This window comes from Paraliobacillus sediminis (assembly GCF_003426055.1).
Map to the genome: position 1 here is coordinate 654191 of NZ_QJSI01000003.1, position 16535 is coordinate 670725.

Here is a 16535-nt window from a genome sequence, read left to right on the forward strand (position 1 = left end):
TATGAAACGCCTTATTTTTTAAAAATATATGTTTGCCTCAATCAAAATCTACTTTTCTTGCATCTTATAATGAGTAAAGGAGCTAAACCAGCATTCAAATTGTGTCAAAAAACTAGTAGATTGAATGGTTTGATAGGTGAAATAAAAGGAATGTAACTGCATATTTAACTCGGTAGTTAATGTTACCAAAGTGGAACAAAGCATCTTACAAGGTTGGCACAAGTATTGATGCTCCTATAGTCATAAAAAACTTATGGAATGGAGGATGAAAATGAAAAAGGTTCAAACTCACAAGATGACTGTCTCCATTGATGAACATTCATCCCATCTCGAACAATTTAAATTATTTTTCAAGCAATTAGATGACCAAGGGAAAACGATTGAAAAGCTTCCTCGTGAAACAATAGAAGACTATCAGTTAAAAGCTATAAACGCCACACTTGCTCATCTGTGGGACAATAATGAATACTACCGTTCGAGATTGGAAGAGAAGGGGTTCACGGAACCTAAAATTAATAACCTGGCCCAATTAGCGTCCGTACCAATACTAAATAAAGATGTGATTAGAGGTGATAAAGAGAAGATATTGTGTGTGGATCCGAAAGAAATAGGCCAAGTTCACCTTACGAGTGGTACGTCGGGTAAACCAACATATACCGCTTATACTTTGGCTGATCAGTATGTGTACGATTTATTACCTAAATATTTGGAATTATTTAAAGAATCTGCCGATGATGTCGCTGCCATTGCATTGCCATATGAATTTGCACTGCCAGGCCTTGGCTTTCAGCGTTTATACCAATTTGCGTTTGGTACAGCAGTTTTATCCCTTGGCAAGGGCGGTTATATGGCCCCTATCGATAAGTCGCTGGAATTAATGAAGGAATATCAAGCAACGGTCCTTGCGACAACTCCTTCTTATGCAGCACTTTTGATAGAAGAAAGTGAGAAATGCGGTATCAAAATCGGTGAAGATATTCGCATGAAGAAAATTTGGCTAACAGGCGAAGGATGTTCGTCCACTTTCCGTGATCGGCTGGAAAAATGGTGGGGGTGTGAGGTCTCTTTTTTCTACGGTTCCACTGAGTGTGGAGTAATCGGTGTAGAATGCAGTAAGCATAATGGGTATCACATCATGGAAGGACATGTAAAGGTTGAAATCATTGATCCTGAATCAGGCGAAGTGCTTCCTTATAGGAAAACAGGAGAACTCGTTGTCACAACGCTACTGCGTGAAGGAATGCCAATGTTACGCTATCGGACAGGAGATCTCGGTGTCTTACAAAAATCAAAATGTGATTGCGGTCTCACAATGGACGTTCTCCAACTAAGGGGTAGAATGGAACACATGCTACGCATCGGCGAAACGGATTATTCTCCTTTCATGCTCGAGCATTTTCTCATGGAGCTTCCAGAAGTAGGCTTATGGTATCACTTTAAGATGAATCAAGGAGAGTTAACTATTGAAGCCGAGAAGTTCAAGACAGAAATGAGTGACGATCAATTGGCAGAAAAGGTTAAGCAACATATGGCTGATCGAATTGGTATCGATTGTGAAGTAGTTATCAGGGATGATATTCCTCGAACGTTCGGCAAAGCACAAAGAGTGTTCACGTAGAAAAAAATGAGAGAAAGGAGTGCCTTTATGAGTGACATCGATATAGAGAGGGCGAAAAAATTCCAGGAGCTATATGCTCGCATTCAAAATTCTCCTCTATACAAGCGGAAATTATTACACTCGCCCAAACAAGACATGGGGCTTCAGTACATCCAGACACTTCCGATAACAACAAAACAGGATTTGCGAGAAGCTGGAATTTTCGGTCACCTTGCTGTTGATAGGAAGGAGATAGCTCAATATCACGAATCAACTGGAACAACTGGGGAGCCCTCGGCCTCCTGGTTTACGCAAGAGGATTTGGTAACTGGTGGAAGACAGATAAAACAATGTGGTGTCCGTTTAATATCTGAAGATCTTGTGCTGGTCCGATTCCCTTATGCCCTGGCATTACCTGCCTTTTTAATGCAACAGGCAGCCTTGCAGACCGGAGCAGGAGTTGTTCCAGCTAGTGGACGTACGGTAGTGACTCCTTACCCCAAGGTAATAAGCATGATCAAACGACTTGCTGTCACGGTTTTGGCAGGACTGCCGCGAGAGATGGAGTTGCTGGCTGAAGTGGCTCGACTAAGTGGTGCTGATCTAAGTAAGGATTTTCCTACTCTGCGTGCCATATGCGTTGCTGGTGAATTAATGAGCGATAAGCGTAAACAGCATATAGAAAAGCTGTGGGGTGTACCAGTATTTAATATGTACGGTTCAACAGAAACAGCTAATATTGCGACAATGTGTGAGCATGGCAACATGCATATTGTAGATGAAGATTTTGTTGTGGAAGTGTTGAATGAGGAAGGTACAAACGCTGTTCCTTATGGAGAAAAAGGATTTGCGGTGATAACGACCCTGTCCCATCAAGGTTCGCCTCTACTGCGTTATTATAACGAGGATATCATCTCTGTAGATTCAAGTATATGTCCATGCGGTCGGACTGGAGCGAAGCTGACTCATTATGGAAGAAGGTGGGAACGCATCTGTTTTGAAGATATCATTCTGGATGCGAATGATATTCAGGAAGCGATATATTCGTTGTCTCCTATTCCGGTTGCGTGGCAAGTAATAGAACAAGAAAGAGGATTGCACGTATTACTAGATTCGCATGAAGTCGATAAATGGTCGGAGGAAGAAGTCCAATCTCTCTTATCCTCTCAACTCCAAGTTCCGATCACATTGGAAATAACGTCAATGCTAGATCGTGTTAGTCTCATGGATAACAAGCCATCAACAAAGCCTCTTTATATCAGAAAACGAAGTACTGATGCTTAATAGATACAGAGTTGTGGTCAGGAAGATTTGATAAGTCTAATTAAAAAAAGAAAGGATGTTAACCTTGAGTGATAAATCACAACAAAAGAACTCACTTCTCGTAAGCCGTGACCATAAAAGCGAGGATACTATTATCACAGTGAGGCAAACGGTAATTGGCGGTGGGGCCCATGCGCTGATTGCTGGCCCTTGCTCAATAGAATCGAGAGAGCAACTTGAAAGAGTTGCTTTTGCGCTAAAGAAATCGGGTTTAACGGTCATGCGAGGTGGAGCATTCAAGCCAAGAACCTCCCCTTACAGCTTTCAAGGACTTGGGGAAGAAGGTTTAAAAATGATGAAGGATGTGGCGGATGAAAGCGGATTGGTATCAATCTGCGAAATTATGAGTACCAATCAAATCGATATAGCGGCACCTTACATCGATATCTTTCAAGTCGGCGCACGTAACATGCAGAACTTCGATTTACTGAAAGCAGTCGGGCAAGCGAAAAAGCCTGTAATACTAAAACGTGGGCTTTCTGCCACCTTAGAGGAATTTATGCTAGCAGCAGAATATATTTTGCATTATGGGAATGATCAGGTGATGTTAATGGAACGCGGCATCCGTACTTTTGAGACAGCAACCCGAAATACCCTTGATATTTCTGCTGTTCCTATTTTAAAGCAAGAAACCCATCTTCCAGTGCTCGTGGATGTCAGTCATTCCACCGGCCGAAAAGATATTCTCTTACCATGTGCAAAGGCGGCACTTGCTGCAGGGGCAGATGGGATTATGGTAGAAATACACCCAGATCCTGCAAACGCTCTTTCCGATGGGAAACAGCAACTCAACATGGAGGAGTTTCAAATATTTTGGGACGGCATAACCGATTCTGGTTTGTACCGTTAAGCCGCTACAATAAGCCTGACAAATAGGTTTAATGGAGGTGAGAGTATGAAAGATTCCCAATTTGAGCACAAAGCATCGAAGATTTTACAAGCATTGTTGCTAGACTTACTATTAGTGACGGATGGACGGACAACGGATTTTTTGGAAATACTGTTGAACGAGCAAGTAAAGGTGCAAGTGATCAGACAAAAACAAATCAATGAAGAGGATTTAAAGCTAATCGGTGAATCTTCCGGCACTCCGAATTATATCCGAGAATCGGTACTAATCGGTGAAAAAAGTGGATTTGTCGTATCCCATAACATTGCTCTAGTATATGCCAAGCATGTACCTTCTGCTTTGTTTGAAAGCATTGCACATCGTCAGAAAGGAATTGGCAAAGCGATCAACTCACTTGGTATACGCTCATTCCGCAAGGTGACAGACTCGGGATTCGTCAACGAAGAGGAATCGGTTGATCTTTTCCAACAGCCAATCAGTCTTCATTTTCCTGATCTGCATGAAAAGGTTCCTTACAAACGATACGACTTGTATTTCGGTAGTAAACCAGGAATTGAGATGCTCGAATATTACCATCCGAACATTATCGAACAACGTTTACTGCAAGAGATCAGCAAAGATAAATCAAGTAACTGAGCAATGACTGATTCTATAGGATAGAGAGATCTTCCTTAGAGCCAGTCATTGTTTATCCATATAATGATTTCGGCCAAGAATGATTAGCAATAGATATTTTTATTTTTTGTTCGATTTGCCTTTCATTTGTTCAATCAAATTGATTCCGAAAAGGAGCATTTCTTCAGCTGCACGCAGAACACCAAGCTTTATGGCTTTAAACAATTTTCTTGCCATGACTTCAACAGGTTGATCATGATCTTCTGCTGCTTTCAGGATTTCTTTCTCGGCGACATTTGCTCCTTTTTTCACCGCTCTCATATAATTCACGGAAAAGTAACTAGCTCCAAGCTGGAACGTTTTAAACATTTTCTCAAACGTTTTACTTTTTTTTTCATCCAAACTGCTTCACCCCCATTCATGTTCACTCCCTTAGTGTATTCTCTTTATCCTGCATCGGAATGCTATTGCTAATTCGTGTTTGTTTTTCTTCTCCCCAACCTGCTACTAACGCAATGATAACTCCCACCACAAGTACAAAAAGAAGTAAGCCGAATAAACTCAAACCTAGGCCGAATAAGAGCTTATCACCGATAGCCCAATTTTTTCTATTCATTTTATATCACCTCTGCCTTTTCATTCTAGTTCAGTATATGATTATATATCCCAGATTCTGTAGGTAGTAGACTATATTTGATAAAATCCACTTCAGTCCAAACGAATAGCGATAATTCACATACAATAGGTAGAGATTTGAAATGAAAAAATGCGCATCAAACATACAGAAGGAGGTTTTCAAAAAATGGATGAATTACACAGCGAAGTAAACTCTGAAGAGGGCAAAGAAGAAGAAAAATTTACGACTAATACAAATAATACAGAGGATGAAGAGTGGAAGCAATTTATTAAAGAGGAATTAGATAAAATGGAGAATAATGAAAATAAAGAGTTGTCAATTGAGGGAGGGTTTTCGCTTGAAACCTTAATCGAGAAGATACCAGTAGAAGATTTGGTTAAGACCACAGTGAATATAATTAAGAAGAGAGTAGAAAAGGGTGGAGATGAAAAGACAGAAGAGAAAACTGAAGAGGAAATGAAAGAAGAAATGAGAGAAGAAATGAAAGTGAAAACAGAAGAAATGAAAGAAGAAATGAGAGAAGAAATAAAAGTGAAGACAGAAGAAATGAAAGAAGAAATAAGAGAAGAATTGAAAGTGAAAACAGAAGAAATGAGAGAAGAAATGAAAGTGAAAACAGAAGAAATGAAAGTGAAAACAGAAGAAGAAACAGAAGAGAGAAAAGATGTGAGGGTAGATAAGGAACCAATGAATAAACAAAATAGCAATAATAGAAGCATGAGTAAAAAGAAATTATATAGAAGAAAGCGCAAATAATGGCTTTTAAAAAGTCACCAATGATAAACGGCGCATCTCTTCGTAGGCTCATTTTTCCGGTCCTCATTTAGGGAAAACCTTCACACTGGTCATCAAAAGCTTTGGCGTCTCGACCTGCTTTCTCCTAATTTACCGACTTTTGAACACATGCTAATAATCCTAATATCGAAATAAATGAAGGAGCTTGACGATTGATGAAGTAGATACATTACTTTCCAGCCACTGTTTTACGAAATTTGGCAGCATTAAGCTTATTTGTTGCACTTTTAATTATTTTAGAATTAGAGAACTATCTGTTGTTGATTGCCTGGGTAATAGCTGCAGGACTTAGCTTCTTCGAAAAAACAATGAGATATTTTGATTTGACTATACTGGCTTTCGGAATGGGGTTCTTTGTTTATGGTTATATAACTTCGAATTGGCTTGCAGACATCAATCAGGATGAATCCCGGATTATACTCAATAGGTTGTCACTGATCGTTGTCTTGGCCCCATCGATTTTTTTCCTCATACTTACTTCGTTTTATGTACTACTGGCAGAAACCGCACTGGGATGAGCTGGTTCGTAATCCGTCCATTTGGGCCGGCTTTCTTAAAACGAAGGTAAGTGTCTTTCTCTGTATGGCGATGATGTTAAATTTTATGGCTTTTCTGCCATTTATACTGAATCATAGCTTTAGTTTCTTCCAGGAAATATGGGGGGTCATGATCATTTTTTCCATTCTGAATGGAACGCTTGAAGAAATGATATGGAGAGGCTTTTTGTTGAGCAATTTTTCTGAAAATTTCGGTAATCGATGGGCCATCGTGCTAACGAGCATTGGATTTGGGCTGCAACATTACTACCTTGGCTTTTTTTGGATTAGCTGCCTAGCATTTAGTATAGGCGTTTTTTTTTCGGAGCTATTACAGTCGAACCCAAAAGTATCATTCCGGCAATGATATGACATGTGTTTTTCAATGCGTTGATGGTGCTTAGTGGCATGATTGTGAGTTAAAGGTGGATATTGGGATTATATTTGTGCATAGATGAGAAATTTTCCAAAACAAAGTAGATTCTTATTCCTCTAAAAGGAGTAAAAAAGTTTGTAAGGGTAAGTATGTGAAAAGATATACTTAAATAAAAGGATAATTGAACGAAATAAAGATTTGATATCTAAATGATTTACATCGTAAGGTTGGCAAATGGAGCAGATATAGCACTGCAATCATTATTATGCTATTTGGCGTTCTGGCTATATATTGTGAATATTTTATCTACTTAATTTTTATTGGCATAGCCCTTTCCCTGGCATTGGATTATTCAGTCAAGGCATTCTTTGAATTAAAATATAGTGAATACCCAAAACAAGCTAACGTTTCCGGTATCCATATCACCGCCTAAGGTTTGTTTCTTCTTGATTAGGATCGATGATATTAAGGTTAAAATTACAATAATTATCAAAAAGTTTCACCCTACAACCAAGCGTTGAAAAGGTGCAACTTTTTATTTTTTATTTAATTTTTTCTCAGCCTCATTCGTTTTTATCGTACATTATGTCTCACACACATTATTTATGGGTATTAAATGACGGAAGCAGGGGACGGTTCTTCTATTTAATTTTCTTAGAAAAAAAGTGAATTTATTGGTAAAGTACGCATCATCTTATAGGTCAATGTATATACTAAGTGTATACATTCCAACTTGGAGGTGGTAAAATGGAATCAAACGAAAACAATCCAAATAAGGGTGTGATCCGTATGAATACAAAAGTTCAAAAGTGGGGGAATAGCCTAGCCATTCGTATCCCTAGTGATGTAGCAAAAAGAATTCATGTAAAGCAGGGTTCGGAAATAGAGATTACAGTAGAAGGTATAACAGCAACGTTGAAGTCTAAGAACCAGAAGCCAACTTTAAAAGATTTAGTTAATCAAATCACTCCTGAAAATCAGCATAGAGAAGTGGATAGTGGTAGTGTAGGAAAGGAATTATTATAAATGCAAATACCAAATCGAGGAGATTTAGTTTATTTAGATTTTAATCCGCAGAGTGGGCATGAACAACAAGGAAGGCGAACAGCGATTGTTTTATCCCCTGCCTTGTTTAATCAGCACACAGGTTTTGCTGTGGTTTGTCCCACCACACGCAAAGTCAAGGGGTATCCCTTTGAGGTAGCCTTACCTGATGGTCTGGCTATCGATGGGGTGGTACTAACAGATCAAGTTAAGAGTTTAGACTGGAAAGCGAGAAAAATCGATATTAAGGGAAAGGCTCCAGATGAAACTGTAAATAATTGTTTAGAGCTTATACATACCTTTTTATGAAAACGAATTATTAGTAATAATAGTGATTTCAGAGCTGAGATTAAAACCCCCACTAATTAAAAATTCACTTTCTATCAAGCAGCTATCAATCTGGTTTAAGTGCGGTAATTAACTGAACGCGCACGTAATCTTTACATTACCTAAGATAGGTTTTGATCTCTTGCGCTTTTACTACTTTACCATATACTTTTACTTCTTCATCAACAACTAATGCAGGAGTGCTCATTACACCGTATTTTGAGATTTCTTTAAAATCGGTTACTTTTTTAATCGAAGCATCTAATCCAAGTTCTTTCACAGCAACTTGAACGTTCTTCTCTAATTTTTTGCAATTGCACACCCATGACCTAATACTTTAATAATCATATGAAACATCTCCTCAAAATTATATAATAACCTATTAAAACAGGAAATCTAAAGCGTTGAATGTGTAGCCAATAATTATAATACCAATTGTTATGATCGCGATAAATACAGCTAATAATTTTGGTTTAACGACTTTACTTAACATATTGTAGATATGAAATACCAAATATCAAAACCGACATTAAGATAAAAATTTTGATTGTGTCATAAATAAAGAAATGCAAACTCCCACCTAGTTTTTCATCAAAGAAAAATGAAAAACAGTCTCAACTAATAAACGAACACTAGTTGAGAGCCACTCCATTCTAAGGACTTGGTCATTTAACCACGAAAAATTTCCCATTGTATTTCCTTCTTTCTTTAAATGAATGAAACGTTTATTGGATAAATAGTAGAACGCTATCTTTATTTAAATAGTAAACGGTGTATCTTCCTTCTTTTTGCGACTCAATCACATTGCCTCTTTCTAATATTTTTAAGTGGTGCGAGATGGTGGATGTCGGTACATCTAAGCCAGCAACAATTTCACACATACAAAGATTATCAATCAATAACATCCCGATAATCCGTATTCTTGTTTCATCTCCTAATGCTTTAAAAAAATCCGCTTTTTCTTTTATTTGCGCATCATCAAGTAGTATAGGTACGAGTAGTTCTGATTAAATTACAATGTTTTTTGCCTCATCTGTTGATTTTACGGTAGATTTGATACGACCACACTCCTTAATTTATAATATACAACTACTTTTCTAGTTTTGGAGTTTTAATTGTGACAACTTTATTAAGTAATTGTAAATTTTGGCTGATATCGTTGTTTATATAAGTAAATAGTTATACACTAATATACAGATGAAAGGAGATGTTTTATTATGTTACAAACTGTGATTGAAATGGAAAAAGCAGCAGCGGTTTTAAAATTGTTAGGAGATAAGACACGTCTTACGATGGTAAAGCTTCTTGATCGTAATGATTGTTGTGTCTGTGAGTTTGTTGAAATCTTTGTCATGAGCCAACCATCGGTTAGCCAACATCTTCGTAAATTAAGAGATGTCGGTTTAGTAAAAGAGCAGCGAAGTGGGCAGTGGATCTTTTACTCGATTAATAAAGAGAATCCGTATTATTGTTTTATCGAACAAATCATCAAGCAACTACCTGATCAAGATTATAAATTAAAAGAATTAGAGGAAAAAGGTACACGTATTACATGTTGTTAGTAGAAATTATTATTTATTAAATGATTCATTAACAAGGAGTGTAAATATATGAGCTTTTTTGAACGATATTTAACGGTTTGGGTATTACTTTGCATGGTTGTAGGCGTTATGATAGGGAATTTCATACCAGCAATTCCTGAATTTTTAGGGCAATTTGAATATGCGGAAATTTCTATTCCAATTGCAATTCTAATTTGGGTAATGATTTATCCGATGATGATGAAGGTGAACTTCCAGAGTGTTAAAAATGTCAGTAAAGATCGAAAAGGACTATATATTACCTGGGTTGTAAATTGGTTAATCAAACCATTTACGATGTACGGCATTGCTGCATTTTTCTTTTATGTTGTATTCGGAAATATTATCCCTACTGATTTAGCGAAAGAATACTTGGCTGGAGCAATTATTTTGGGTGCGGCACCATGTACGGCAATGGTATTTGTTTGGAGTCATTTAACAAAAGGTGATCCTGCTTATACTGTCGTTCAAGTAGCTACTAATGATTTAATTATTTTGCTCGCTTATACACCGATTGTTGCCTTTTTGCTTGGCGTAAGTGGTGTTACGGTGCCATGGAATACATTATTCTTATCAATTGTACTGTTTGTTGTTGTACCGTTAGCAGCTGGCGTTATTACGAGAATTACAATGATTAAGCGTAAAGGGCTCGACCATTTTGAAAATCAATTTTTACCGAAATTCAATAACACTACGATTGGTGGGTTATTACTTACATTAATTATTATCTTTTCTTTCCAGGGCGATATTATCTTAGATAATACGTTACACATTGTATTAATTGCGATTCCCTTAACGATTCAAACATTTTTTATCTTCTTTATTGCCTATTTAGCAGCGAAGAAATTGAAGATCGATCATACAATTGCTGCTCCTGCCGGTATGATTGGCGCATCTAACTTCTTTGAACTGTCCCTCGCTGTAGCAATTGCATTATTCGGCGTTACTTCACCAGTTGCATTAGCAGTAATTGTTGGTGTCCTCGTTGAAGTACCTGTGATGTTGGTGTTAGTGAAGATTGCGAATAATACGAAACATTGGTTTCCAAGTAAGGAAAAACTTAATTCATAAAAAAGGAGTTTTTGATATGCATAAGATAGAAATTTTTGATCCAGCGATGTGTTGTTCAACAGGTGTTTGTGGGCCAAGTGCAGATTCTAATTTAACACGCGTTGCTTCTGCAGTTTATTCGCTTGAAAAAAAGGGCAATAACATCAAACGCTATAACTTAGCCAATGATCCAGCAGCTTTTGCAGAGAATGATATTGTCAATCAAGTCCTCCAAGAAAAAGGCGTCGACGCACTTCCAATTACATTGTTAGATGGTCGTGTTGTAAAAGCGAGTGACTATCCAACAAATGAGGAATTCGCAGCGTGGCTTGATGTTAATCCAGACGAGTTAACAGAGAAACCACGGATTCGATTAAATCTAATATAGAGGATGACTGCTAAATGTACACACAATACAAGCCAACAAATCATGTCGCAACACCTTTCATCTTTTTTACTGGAAAAGGTGGGGTAGGGAAAACATCAATAGCTTGTGCAACAGCGGTAGCACTTGCTGATCAGGGGGAGAAAGTATTACTTGTTAGTACGGATCCCGCTTCTAATTTACAGGACGTATTTGGTATCGAACTAACACGTGAGCCGATTGCAATTCCAACTGTAAAAAATTTATTTGCTAGTAACATTGATCCAGAAGAAGCGGCTAGTGCGTACCGTGAGAAAACAGTTGGTCCATATCGCGACAAACTGCCAGCATCTGTGATCAATCAAATGGAGGAACAGCTATCCGGTGCATGTACAGTAGAGATTGCAGCATTCGATGCGTTTTCGCATTTACTTGCAGATGATAATTTATTCGATCAATTTGATCATGTATTGTTTGATACAGCGCCGACGGGTCATACCCTTCGTTTATTAGCTTTACCAACTGCCTGGACTGGATATTTAAATGAAAGTACGCATGGTGCATCCTGTTTAGGGCCGTTATCAGGACTTGGAGATAAAAAAGCGATGTATGAAAAAGCAGTTCAATCACTTTCTAATCCTAAAAAAACGACCTTACTGTTAGTAGCAAGGCCAGAATTAGCTACATTAGTTGAAGCAAATCGTGCATCTCTAGAGCTTCGCGCGATCGGAATTAAAAAGCAACTTTTGCTGATTAATGGGCTACTACAAACACACGACACAACAGATACTATCGCAAACCACTTTTATCAAGGACAACAAGAAGCATTAAAGCAAATGCCAGAAGAATTAACACAGATCGAAATAGTAACAGTTCCATATGTATCTTATTCGTTAACTGGAATTGACAGCTTACGCCAACTTGTTGGTGATAATTTATCCGCTAAAATAGAAACAGAAATACCAGATATAAAGCTCCAGCCGTTAGCTGAATTAAAAGATCTGATCAAGGAATTTTCAATAAATAATACGCGTGTTATTTTTACAATGGGAAAAGGTGGCGTTGGAAAAACGTCGGTGGCTGCAGCAATTGCAGTTGGACTCATTGAGAAAGGACATAAAGTACACGTAACAACGACTGATCCAGCAGCACACCTAGATTATACATTTCAAAATAGAGAAATTAGTAGAGATTTGACTGTGAGTAGTATTAATCCAGAAGCGGAAGTGGAAAAGTATAAGAAGCAAGTTATTACTGCTGCGGGTGATTTGAACGAAGAAGAGCTCGCTTATCTACAAGAAGACCTGGCATCACCCTGTACCGAAGAAATTGCAGTTTTCCGTGCCTTTGCTGAAGTGGTTGATGGGGCCGAACAGGAAATTATTGTGATTGATACTGCGCCAACAGGACATACGTTACTTTTACTAGATTCATCAGAAGCCTATCATAAAGAAATGACACGTTCGACAGGAGATGTACCAGCAAGTGTTAAAAAATTGTTACCACGTTTGCGGAATCCTGATGAAACAAGCGTAGTAATTGTCACGTTGCCAGAAGCAACACCAGTATTTGAAGCGACACGCTTACAAGAAGATTTAAAGCGAGCGAAAATCGTTCCGAAGTGGTGGGTTATTAATCGAAGTTTTTATGCAACTGGTACAACCGATACCATTTTGCAAGCACGTGCAGCAACTGAAAAACAGTGGATAAGCAAAGTGCAAACAGAATTAGCAGAAAGCTGTGCGCTTATTCCATGGATGAAAGACGTAAATATTAATATGACAAACTAAAAGCGTTCAGGAGGATGTAAAATGAATATAACTGAAAAGGCAAAGATAAAATTAGAGGGCATATTCACTGAAAAAAATGTCGATAGTATGCGTTTTTATGCAATGGAATCTGGATGCTGTGGACCACAGATAGGAATTTCGATAGATGCACCAGAGGCAACAGACACGATTAAAGAAATTAATGGTATCAAAGTGGCTATTGATCCGGATATAAAAGATGCAGTAGAAGGTTTAACCTTAGACGATGAAGAAACGTCAGATGGAACACAATTTGTATTATTAGGCATGGACCAATGTTGCTAACGCAAGCATCGACATGCAAATGAATTTTTGGAGGTAACATTATGAAAATAATTATTATTGGCTCTGTTGCAGCTGGTACTTCTGTTGCTGCAAAGGCACGTAGAAATGATGAAAATGCTGAAATCACATTATACAACGCAGACTATGATATCTCTTATTCTATTTGTGGCATTCCTTACTTTTTAGGTGGCGAAGTAGATGAGGTAGATACGTTAACACCAAGAAGCGCCCCTTGGTTTAAAGTACGCTACAATGTTGACATTCATATCCGACATGAGGTTACAACAATTGATCCAGAAAAGAAAACAGTAACCGTGAAAAATTTAGATACCAATGAAATAAAGGAAGATAACTATGACACGTTAGTTTTTGCAACAGGTGCGACACCTGCAACACCTTCCATTAAAGGTGTCGATCACGATCATGTCTTTCATGTACGCACGATTCAACATGCAGTTGCAATTGATGCCTATATGAAGGCTAACAAACCGAAAAAAGCTACCATTATCGGTGCTGGCTTTATTGGACTCGAGATGGCAGAACAGTTAAAGCATAAAGGATTAGAAGTAACAATTATTCAACGTGGTAATCAAATTATGCCGCACTTGGATAAAGATATGGCGTACAGAGTAGAAGAGCACTTACGAAAGCACAACGTAACAGTAGTGTTAAATGAAGAAGCTGCTGCAATCTCAGAAAAAACAGTCGAAACCAAAAATGGTAAAGTGATTGATACAGATATTGTATTTTTGGCAACCGGTGTGAAACCAAACGCTAGTCTTGCTGCAGAAATAGGCATTGAACTAGGCAGTAGTGGTGCAATTAAGGTGAATAATAAAATGCAAACCAATATTCCAGGTGTTTATGCAGTTGGTGACGTGGCAGAAAGCTTTTCTATTGTTACTGGAAAGTCGATTTATCGTCCACTAGGGTCCACTGCAAACAAGATGGGTCGTATTGCTGGTGATGTGATCACGGGTGGAGATTTAGAACATCGTGGTATTTTAGGTACAGGAATTTTACGGGTGTTTGATCTGGCTGTTGGTTATACTGGATTAAGTGAAAAAGAAGCGTTAGCTGCAGGTTATGATCCAGAAGTGCTTCATAATATTAAACCATCACGAGCAGATTATCTTGAGGGAAAAGAATTAGTCATTAAGGCAATTGCCGATAGAGAGACAAGCCGCATTTTAGGTGTGCAAATCGTTGGACAAGATGGTGTCGATAAGCGACTCGACGTATTTGTAACAGCAATTTCTTTTAAAGCAACAGCGGGTGATCTATTCCACTTAGATTTAGCATATGCACCACCATTTAGTACAACGAAAGACCCTGTTATGTACACAGGAATGGCACTACAAAATGCTATCGATAAGAAAAATAAATTGATCACGCCACAAGAAATAATTGCTAGAACAGATGACGGGGAATCACTTCAAATTATTGACACACGATCACCAAAGCAATACGAAACAGGTCACGTAGATGGAGCAATCAATATTCCTTTAGCAAAATTACGCTCAGAAGCTAAAGACCTAGACCCAAACTTGCCAACAGTAACATATTGTAATAAGGGTGTCACAGGTAATGCAGCGCAAAACGTATTACGAAATAGTGGCTTTAAAGACGTATTTAACCTTTCTGGTGGAAATAAGAATTACCAGAGTTTTAAAAAGGGATTATAATAATCTTGGTATCGCACTGTTAGAATGAAAGTAGGGAGATGATTGTTGTCTTCCTACTTTTTTGTGTTAAATTAGTAGATTAAAAATAGGAGATTCCTTTGATGTTTTGAGAATAACAAAAGTTTCTTACTAGTTTAGAAGGAATTTAACCTTTCTTGTCGAAAGAAGTAATAATGGTTTTCTAGGTGAAAAATTCATTAACATTGCAGCAGAAAATTAGCAATGAACTATGAAATGAAACATATCGTATAAAGACTATATAATAGGATGCTTCATAACTATTATGGGAGGAGGATTATATGAGCAAGCTGTATATCAAGCAGAAAGTATTTAGTTTGGGCGGAAATTTCACTGTAAAGAACGAATTTGAACAAGATAAGTATCTGATAAAAGGTAGTTTTCTTTCCATTCCAAAGACTTTTACAATCAAAGACACATCTGATAATGAAATTGGTACGATAACAAAAAAGGTATTTAGTTTTTTACCTACATTTTTCGTTGAGGTTAATGGCGAAGAGGTAGTTACCATCAAAAAGGAGTTTTCTTTTTTTAAATCACGCTATCAGATAGAAGGTCGAGGTATTGAAGTGCATGGTGACTGGTGGGACAAAAAATTTGAAGTAGTCAGCCATGGTGAAGTAGTAGGTCAAGTAAACGAAAAATGGTTTACTTGGGGCGATAGCTATGAGGTGGGCGTTAAAGACGAGTCACTAGAACATATTATTATCTCATTAGTTATCGCGATTGATTTTGTCAAACAAGAAGAAAATTCCGCAGCAGCAAGTGCGGGTAATTAGATTATAACGGAGGCAGGAGAAATGCTATTATCACTATACGATGTAGAACGAAAGTTAAATGCAATAGATGAAGATGTTCCTAGTTTTACACCTTATTTGTTGAACCAAGATAGACCAACACCCCTTATTATCGTATGTCCAGGTGGTGGGTATACACATCGTGCAGAACACGAAGGATCACCAATTGCAGAATGGCTCAATGAAATTGGCATAGCAGCAATTGTATTACATTACCGTGTAGCTCCTCATCAACATCCGACACCTTTAAAAGACGCTAAACGTGCTATTCGCACTGTAAGTCATTATGCAACAGAGTGGAATATAGACCCTGAGCGAATTGGTATATTAGGTTTTTCTGCAGGTGGGCATTTGGCAGCGACAGCAGGGATGCATTATGATACGGGTAATCCTAATGCCGATGATGCAATTGAGCGTCACAGTAGTCGCCCTAGCCTAATGGTACTTTGTTATCCAGTTATTTCAATGGGTGAATTCACCCATGAAGGAAGTAAAAAGGCTTTACTAGGTGAAGATCCTGCTGATTCTTTAGTAGATTTGATGTCTATTGAAAATCATGTAAAAGCTGATACACCACCTGCTTTTATATGGCATACGGCAGATGATGATGCCGTTCCAGTAGAGAACAGTCTCCAGCTATCTAGTGCGTTAAGTAAGAATAAAGTTCCTCATGCATTACATGTTTTTGAGAGTGGAAGACACGGACTTGGACTTGCGGATGAATTGGAAGATGTTAAATGGTGGACCTCCGCCTGTGAAATGTGGCTAAGAAAAAGAGGATTTTAAAATTTTTAAATATTATTTCAAATAGATTCGGATAATGCATTTTTTAGAGGGAGGAGATTATA

19 protein-coding genes and 1 pseudogene are annotated in these 16535 nt (G+C 37.9%); 16 read left to right on the top strand and 4 right to left on the bottom strand.

Going from position 1 to position 16535, the window contains the following annotated elements; translation table 11 throughout:
• Positions 1-271: 271 nt before the first annotated feature.
• From D2K60_RS15945 to D2K60_RS15960, 4 genes and pseudogenes are all read left to right on the top strand, one after another.
• Positions 272-1618, top strand: coding sequence for a phenylacetate--CoA ligase family protein (locus tag D2K60_RS15945; RefSeq protein ID WP_117169450.1), 1347 nt, complete (start codon positions 272-274; stop codon positions 1616-1618).
• Between the two features lie 135 nt (positions 1619-1753).
• Positions 1754-2881, top strand: a complete 1128-nt coding sequence (locus D2K60_RS15950; protein WP_240335276.1) for a phenylacetate--CoA ligase family protein — start codon at positions 1754-1756, stop codon at positions 2879-2881.
• A gap of 73 nt (positions 2882-2954) precedes the next feature.
• Positions 2955-3770: pseudogene (locus D2K60_RS15955) on the top strand (bifunctional 3-deoxy-7-phosphoheptulonate synthase/chorismate mutase); the annotation flags it as partial.
• A gap of 45 nt (positions 3771-3815) precedes the next feature.
• Entirely contained in the window at positions 3816-4406 is a 591-nt protein-coding gene (locus D2K60_RS15960) for a chorismate pyruvate-lyase family protein (RefSeq protein WP_117169447.1), read from the top strand.
• A 99-nt stretch (positions 4407-4505) separates the two neighbouring features.
• Here D2K60_RS15960 and D2K60_RS15965 read toward each other — a convergent pair whose 3' ends face one another.
• Positions 4506-4787, bottom strand: a complete 282-nt coding sequence (locus D2K60_RS15965) for a hypothetical protein (protein WP_117169446.1) — start codon at positions 4785-4787, stop codon at positions 4506-4508.
• 22 nt (positions 4788-4809) lie between these two features.
• On the bottom strand, positions 4810-5001 hold the full coding sequence (locus tag D2K60_RS15970; protein WP_117169445.1) for a hypothetical protein: 192 nt from the start codon (positions 4999-5001) through the stop codon (positions 4810-4812).
• 186 nt (positions 5002-5187) lie between these two features.
• Between D2K60_RS15970 and D2K60_RS20760 the strand changes: the two genes are divergently transcribed.
• The 4 genes from D2K60_RS20760 to D2K60_RS15990 all read left to right on the top strand — a co-directional run bounded on the left by D2K60_RS20760 (position 5188) and on the right by D2K60_RS15990 (position 8082).
• A complete protein-coding gene (locus D2K60_RS20760; RefSeq protein WP_162880734.1) occupies positions 5188-5778 on the top strand; it encodes a hypothetical protein in 591 nt (196 codons plus the stop codon).
• A 705-nt stretch (positions 5779-6483) separates the two neighbouring features.
• The gene (locus D2K60_RS21370; RefSeq protein WP_420818830.1) at positions 6484-6720 is read left to right on the top strand and encodes a CPBP family intramembrane glutamic endopeptidase; all 237 of its coding nucleotides are present in this window, start codon (positions 6484-6486) and stop codon (positions 6718-6720) included.
• A 756-nt stretch (positions 6721-7476) separates the two neighbouring features.
• On the top strand, positions 7477-7755 hold the full coding sequence (locus tag D2K60_RS15985; protein WP_117169442.1) for an AbrB/MazE/SpoVT family DNA-binding domain-containing protein: 279 nt from the start codon (positions 7477-7479) through the stop codon (positions 7753-7755).
• Positions 7756-8082 carry a type II toxin-antitoxin system PemK/MazF family toxin gene (locus D2K60_RS15990; protein WP_117169441.1) on the top strand — a complete coding sequence of 109 codons (327 nt, stop codon included), beginning with the start codon at positions 7756-7758 and terminating at the stop codon, positions 8080-8082.
• Positions 8083-8218: 136 nt separating this feature from the next.
• Here D2K60_RS15990 and D2K60_RS15995 read toward each other — a convergent pair whose 3' ends face one another.
• Positions 8219-8422 (bottom strand): thioredoxin family protein, encoded by a 204-nt coding sequence (locus D2K60_RS15995; RefSeq protein ID WP_338048360.1) that lies wholly within the window; start codon positions 8420-8422, stop codon positions 8219-8221.
• A 403-nt stretch (positions 8423-8825) separates the two neighbouring features.
• Positions 8826-9089, bottom strand: a complete 264-nt coding sequence (locus tag D2K60_RS21030; protein ID WP_338048379.1) for an ArsR/SmtB family transcription factor — start codon at positions 9087-9089, stop codon at positions 8826-8828.
• Between the two features lie 228 nt (positions 9090-9317).
• Between D2K60_RS21030 and D2K60_RS16015 the strand changes: the two genes are divergently transcribed.
• From D2K60_RS16015 to D2K60_RS16050, 8 genes are all read left to right on the top strand, one after another.
• On the top strand, positions 9318-9662 hold the full coding sequence (locus D2K60_RS16015; protein ID WP_117169440.1) for an ArsR/SmtB family transcription factor: 345 nt from the start codon (positions 9318-9320) through the stop codon (positions 9660-9662).
• A 48-nt stretch (positions 9663-9710) separates the two neighbouring features.
• Complete coding sequence (arsB, locus tag D2K60_RS16020; protein ID WP_205418590.1) at positions 9711-10751, top strand: ACR3 family arsenite efflux transporter; 1041 nt, start codon at positions 9711-9713, stop codon at positions 10749-10751.
• Positions 10752-10767: 16 nt separating this feature from the next.
• Positions 10768-11118 (top strand): arsenite efflux transporter metallochaperone ArsD, encoded by a 351-nt coding sequence (gene arsD / locus D2K60_RS16025; protein ID WP_117169438.1) that lies wholly within the window; start codon positions 10768-10770, stop codon positions 11116-11118.
• 14 nt (positions 11119-11132) lie between these two features.
• Positions 11133-12884 (top strand): arsenical pump-driving ATPase, encoded by a 1752-nt coding sequence (gene arsA / locus D2K60_RS16030; RefSeq protein ID WP_117169437.1) that lies wholly within the window; start codon positions 11133-11135, stop codon positions 12882-12884.
• Positions 12885-12905: 21 nt separating this feature from the next.
• On the top strand, positions 12906-13187 hold the full coding sequence (locus D2K60_RS16035) for an adhesin (RefSeq protein ID WP_117169436.1): 282 nt from the start codon (positions 12906-12908) through the stop codon (positions 13185-13187).
• Between the two features lie 41 nt (positions 13188-13228).
• A complete protein-coding gene (locus tag D2K60_RS16040; protein ID WP_117169435.1) occupies positions 13229-14872 on the top strand; it encodes an FAD-dependent oxidoreductase in 1644 nt (547 codons plus the stop codon).
• A gap of 299 nt (positions 14873-15171) precedes the next feature.
• On the top strand, positions 15172-15669 hold the full coding sequence (locus D2K60_RS16045; protein ID WP_117169434.1) for an LURP-one-related/scramblase family protein: 498 nt from the start codon (positions 15172-15174) through the stop codon (positions 15667-15669).
• 21 nt (positions 15670-15690) lie between these two features.
• Positions 15691-16473, top strand: coding sequence for an alpha/beta hydrolase (locus D2K60_RS16050; protein WP_117169433.1), 783 nt, complete (start codon positions 15691-15693; stop codon positions 16471-16473).
• Positions 16474-16535 lie beyond the last annotated feature (62 nt).

Excerpts from the sequence above, each read along its gene's own strand:
- D2K60_RS15945 (WP_117169450.1), top strand. The coding sequence starts at position 272 with ATGAAAAAGGTTCAAACTCACAAGATGACTGTCTCCATTGATGAACAT.
- D2K60_RS15950 (WP_240335276.1), top strand. The coding sequence starts at position 1,754 with ATGGGGCTTCAGTACATCCAGACACTTCCGATAACAACAAAACAGGAT.
- D2K60_RS15960 (WP_117169447.1), top strand. The coding sequence starts at position 3,816 with ATGAAAGATTCCCAATTTGAGCACAAAGCATCGAAGATTTTACAAGCA.
- D2K60_RS15970 (WP_117169445.1), bottom strand. The coding sequence starts at position 5,001 with ATGAATAGAAAAAATTGGGCTATCGGTGATAAGCTCTTATTCGGCCTA.
- D2K60_RS20760 (WP_162880734.1), top strand. The coding sequence starts at position 5,188 with ATGGATGAATTACACAGCGAAGTAAACTCTGAAGAGGGCAAAGAAGAA.
- D2K60_RS21370 (WP_420818830.1), top strand. The coding sequence starts at position 6,484 with ATGATCATTTTTTCCATTCTGAATGGAACGCTTGAAGAAATGATATGG.
- D2K60_RS15985 (WP_117169442.1), top strand. The coding sequence starts at position 7,477 with ATGGAATCAAACGAAAACAATCCAAATAAGGGTGTGATCCGTATGAAT.
- D2K60_RS15990 (WP_117169441.1), top strand. The coding sequence starts at position 7,756 with ATGCAAATACCAAATCGAGGAGATTTAGTTTATTTAGATTTTAATCCG.
- D2K60_RS16015 (WP_117169440.1), top strand. The coding sequence starts at position 9,318 with ATGTTACAAACTGTGATTGAAATGGAAAAAGCAGCAGCGGTTTTAAAA.
- arsB (WP_205418590.1), top strand. The coding sequence starts at position 9,711 with ATGAGCTTTTTTGAACGATATTTAACGGTTTGGGTATTACTTTGCATG.
- arsD (WP_117169438.1), top strand. The coding sequence starts at position 10,768 with ATGCATAAGATAGAAATTTTTGATCCAGCGATGTGTTGTTCAACAGGT.
- arsA (WP_117169437.1), top strand. The coding sequence starts at position 11,133 with ATGTACACACAATACAAGCCAACAAATCATGTCGCAACACCTTTCATC.
- D2K60_RS16035 (WP_117169436.1), top strand. The coding sequence starts at position 12,906 with ATGAATATAACTGAAAAGGCAAAGATAAAATTAGAGGGCATATTCACT.
- D2K60_RS16040 (WP_117169435.1), top strand. The coding sequence starts at position 13,229 with ATGAAAATAATTATTATTGGCTCTGTTGCAGCTGGTACTTCTGTTGCT.
- D2K60_RS16045 (WP_117169434.1), top strand. The coding sequence starts at position 15,172 with ATGAGCAAGCTGTATATCAAGCAGAAAGTATTTAGTTTGGGCGGAAAT.
- D2K60_RS16050 (WP_117169433.1), top strand. The coding sequence starts at position 15,691 with ATGCTATTATCACTATACGATGTAGAACGAAAGTTAAATGCAATAGAT.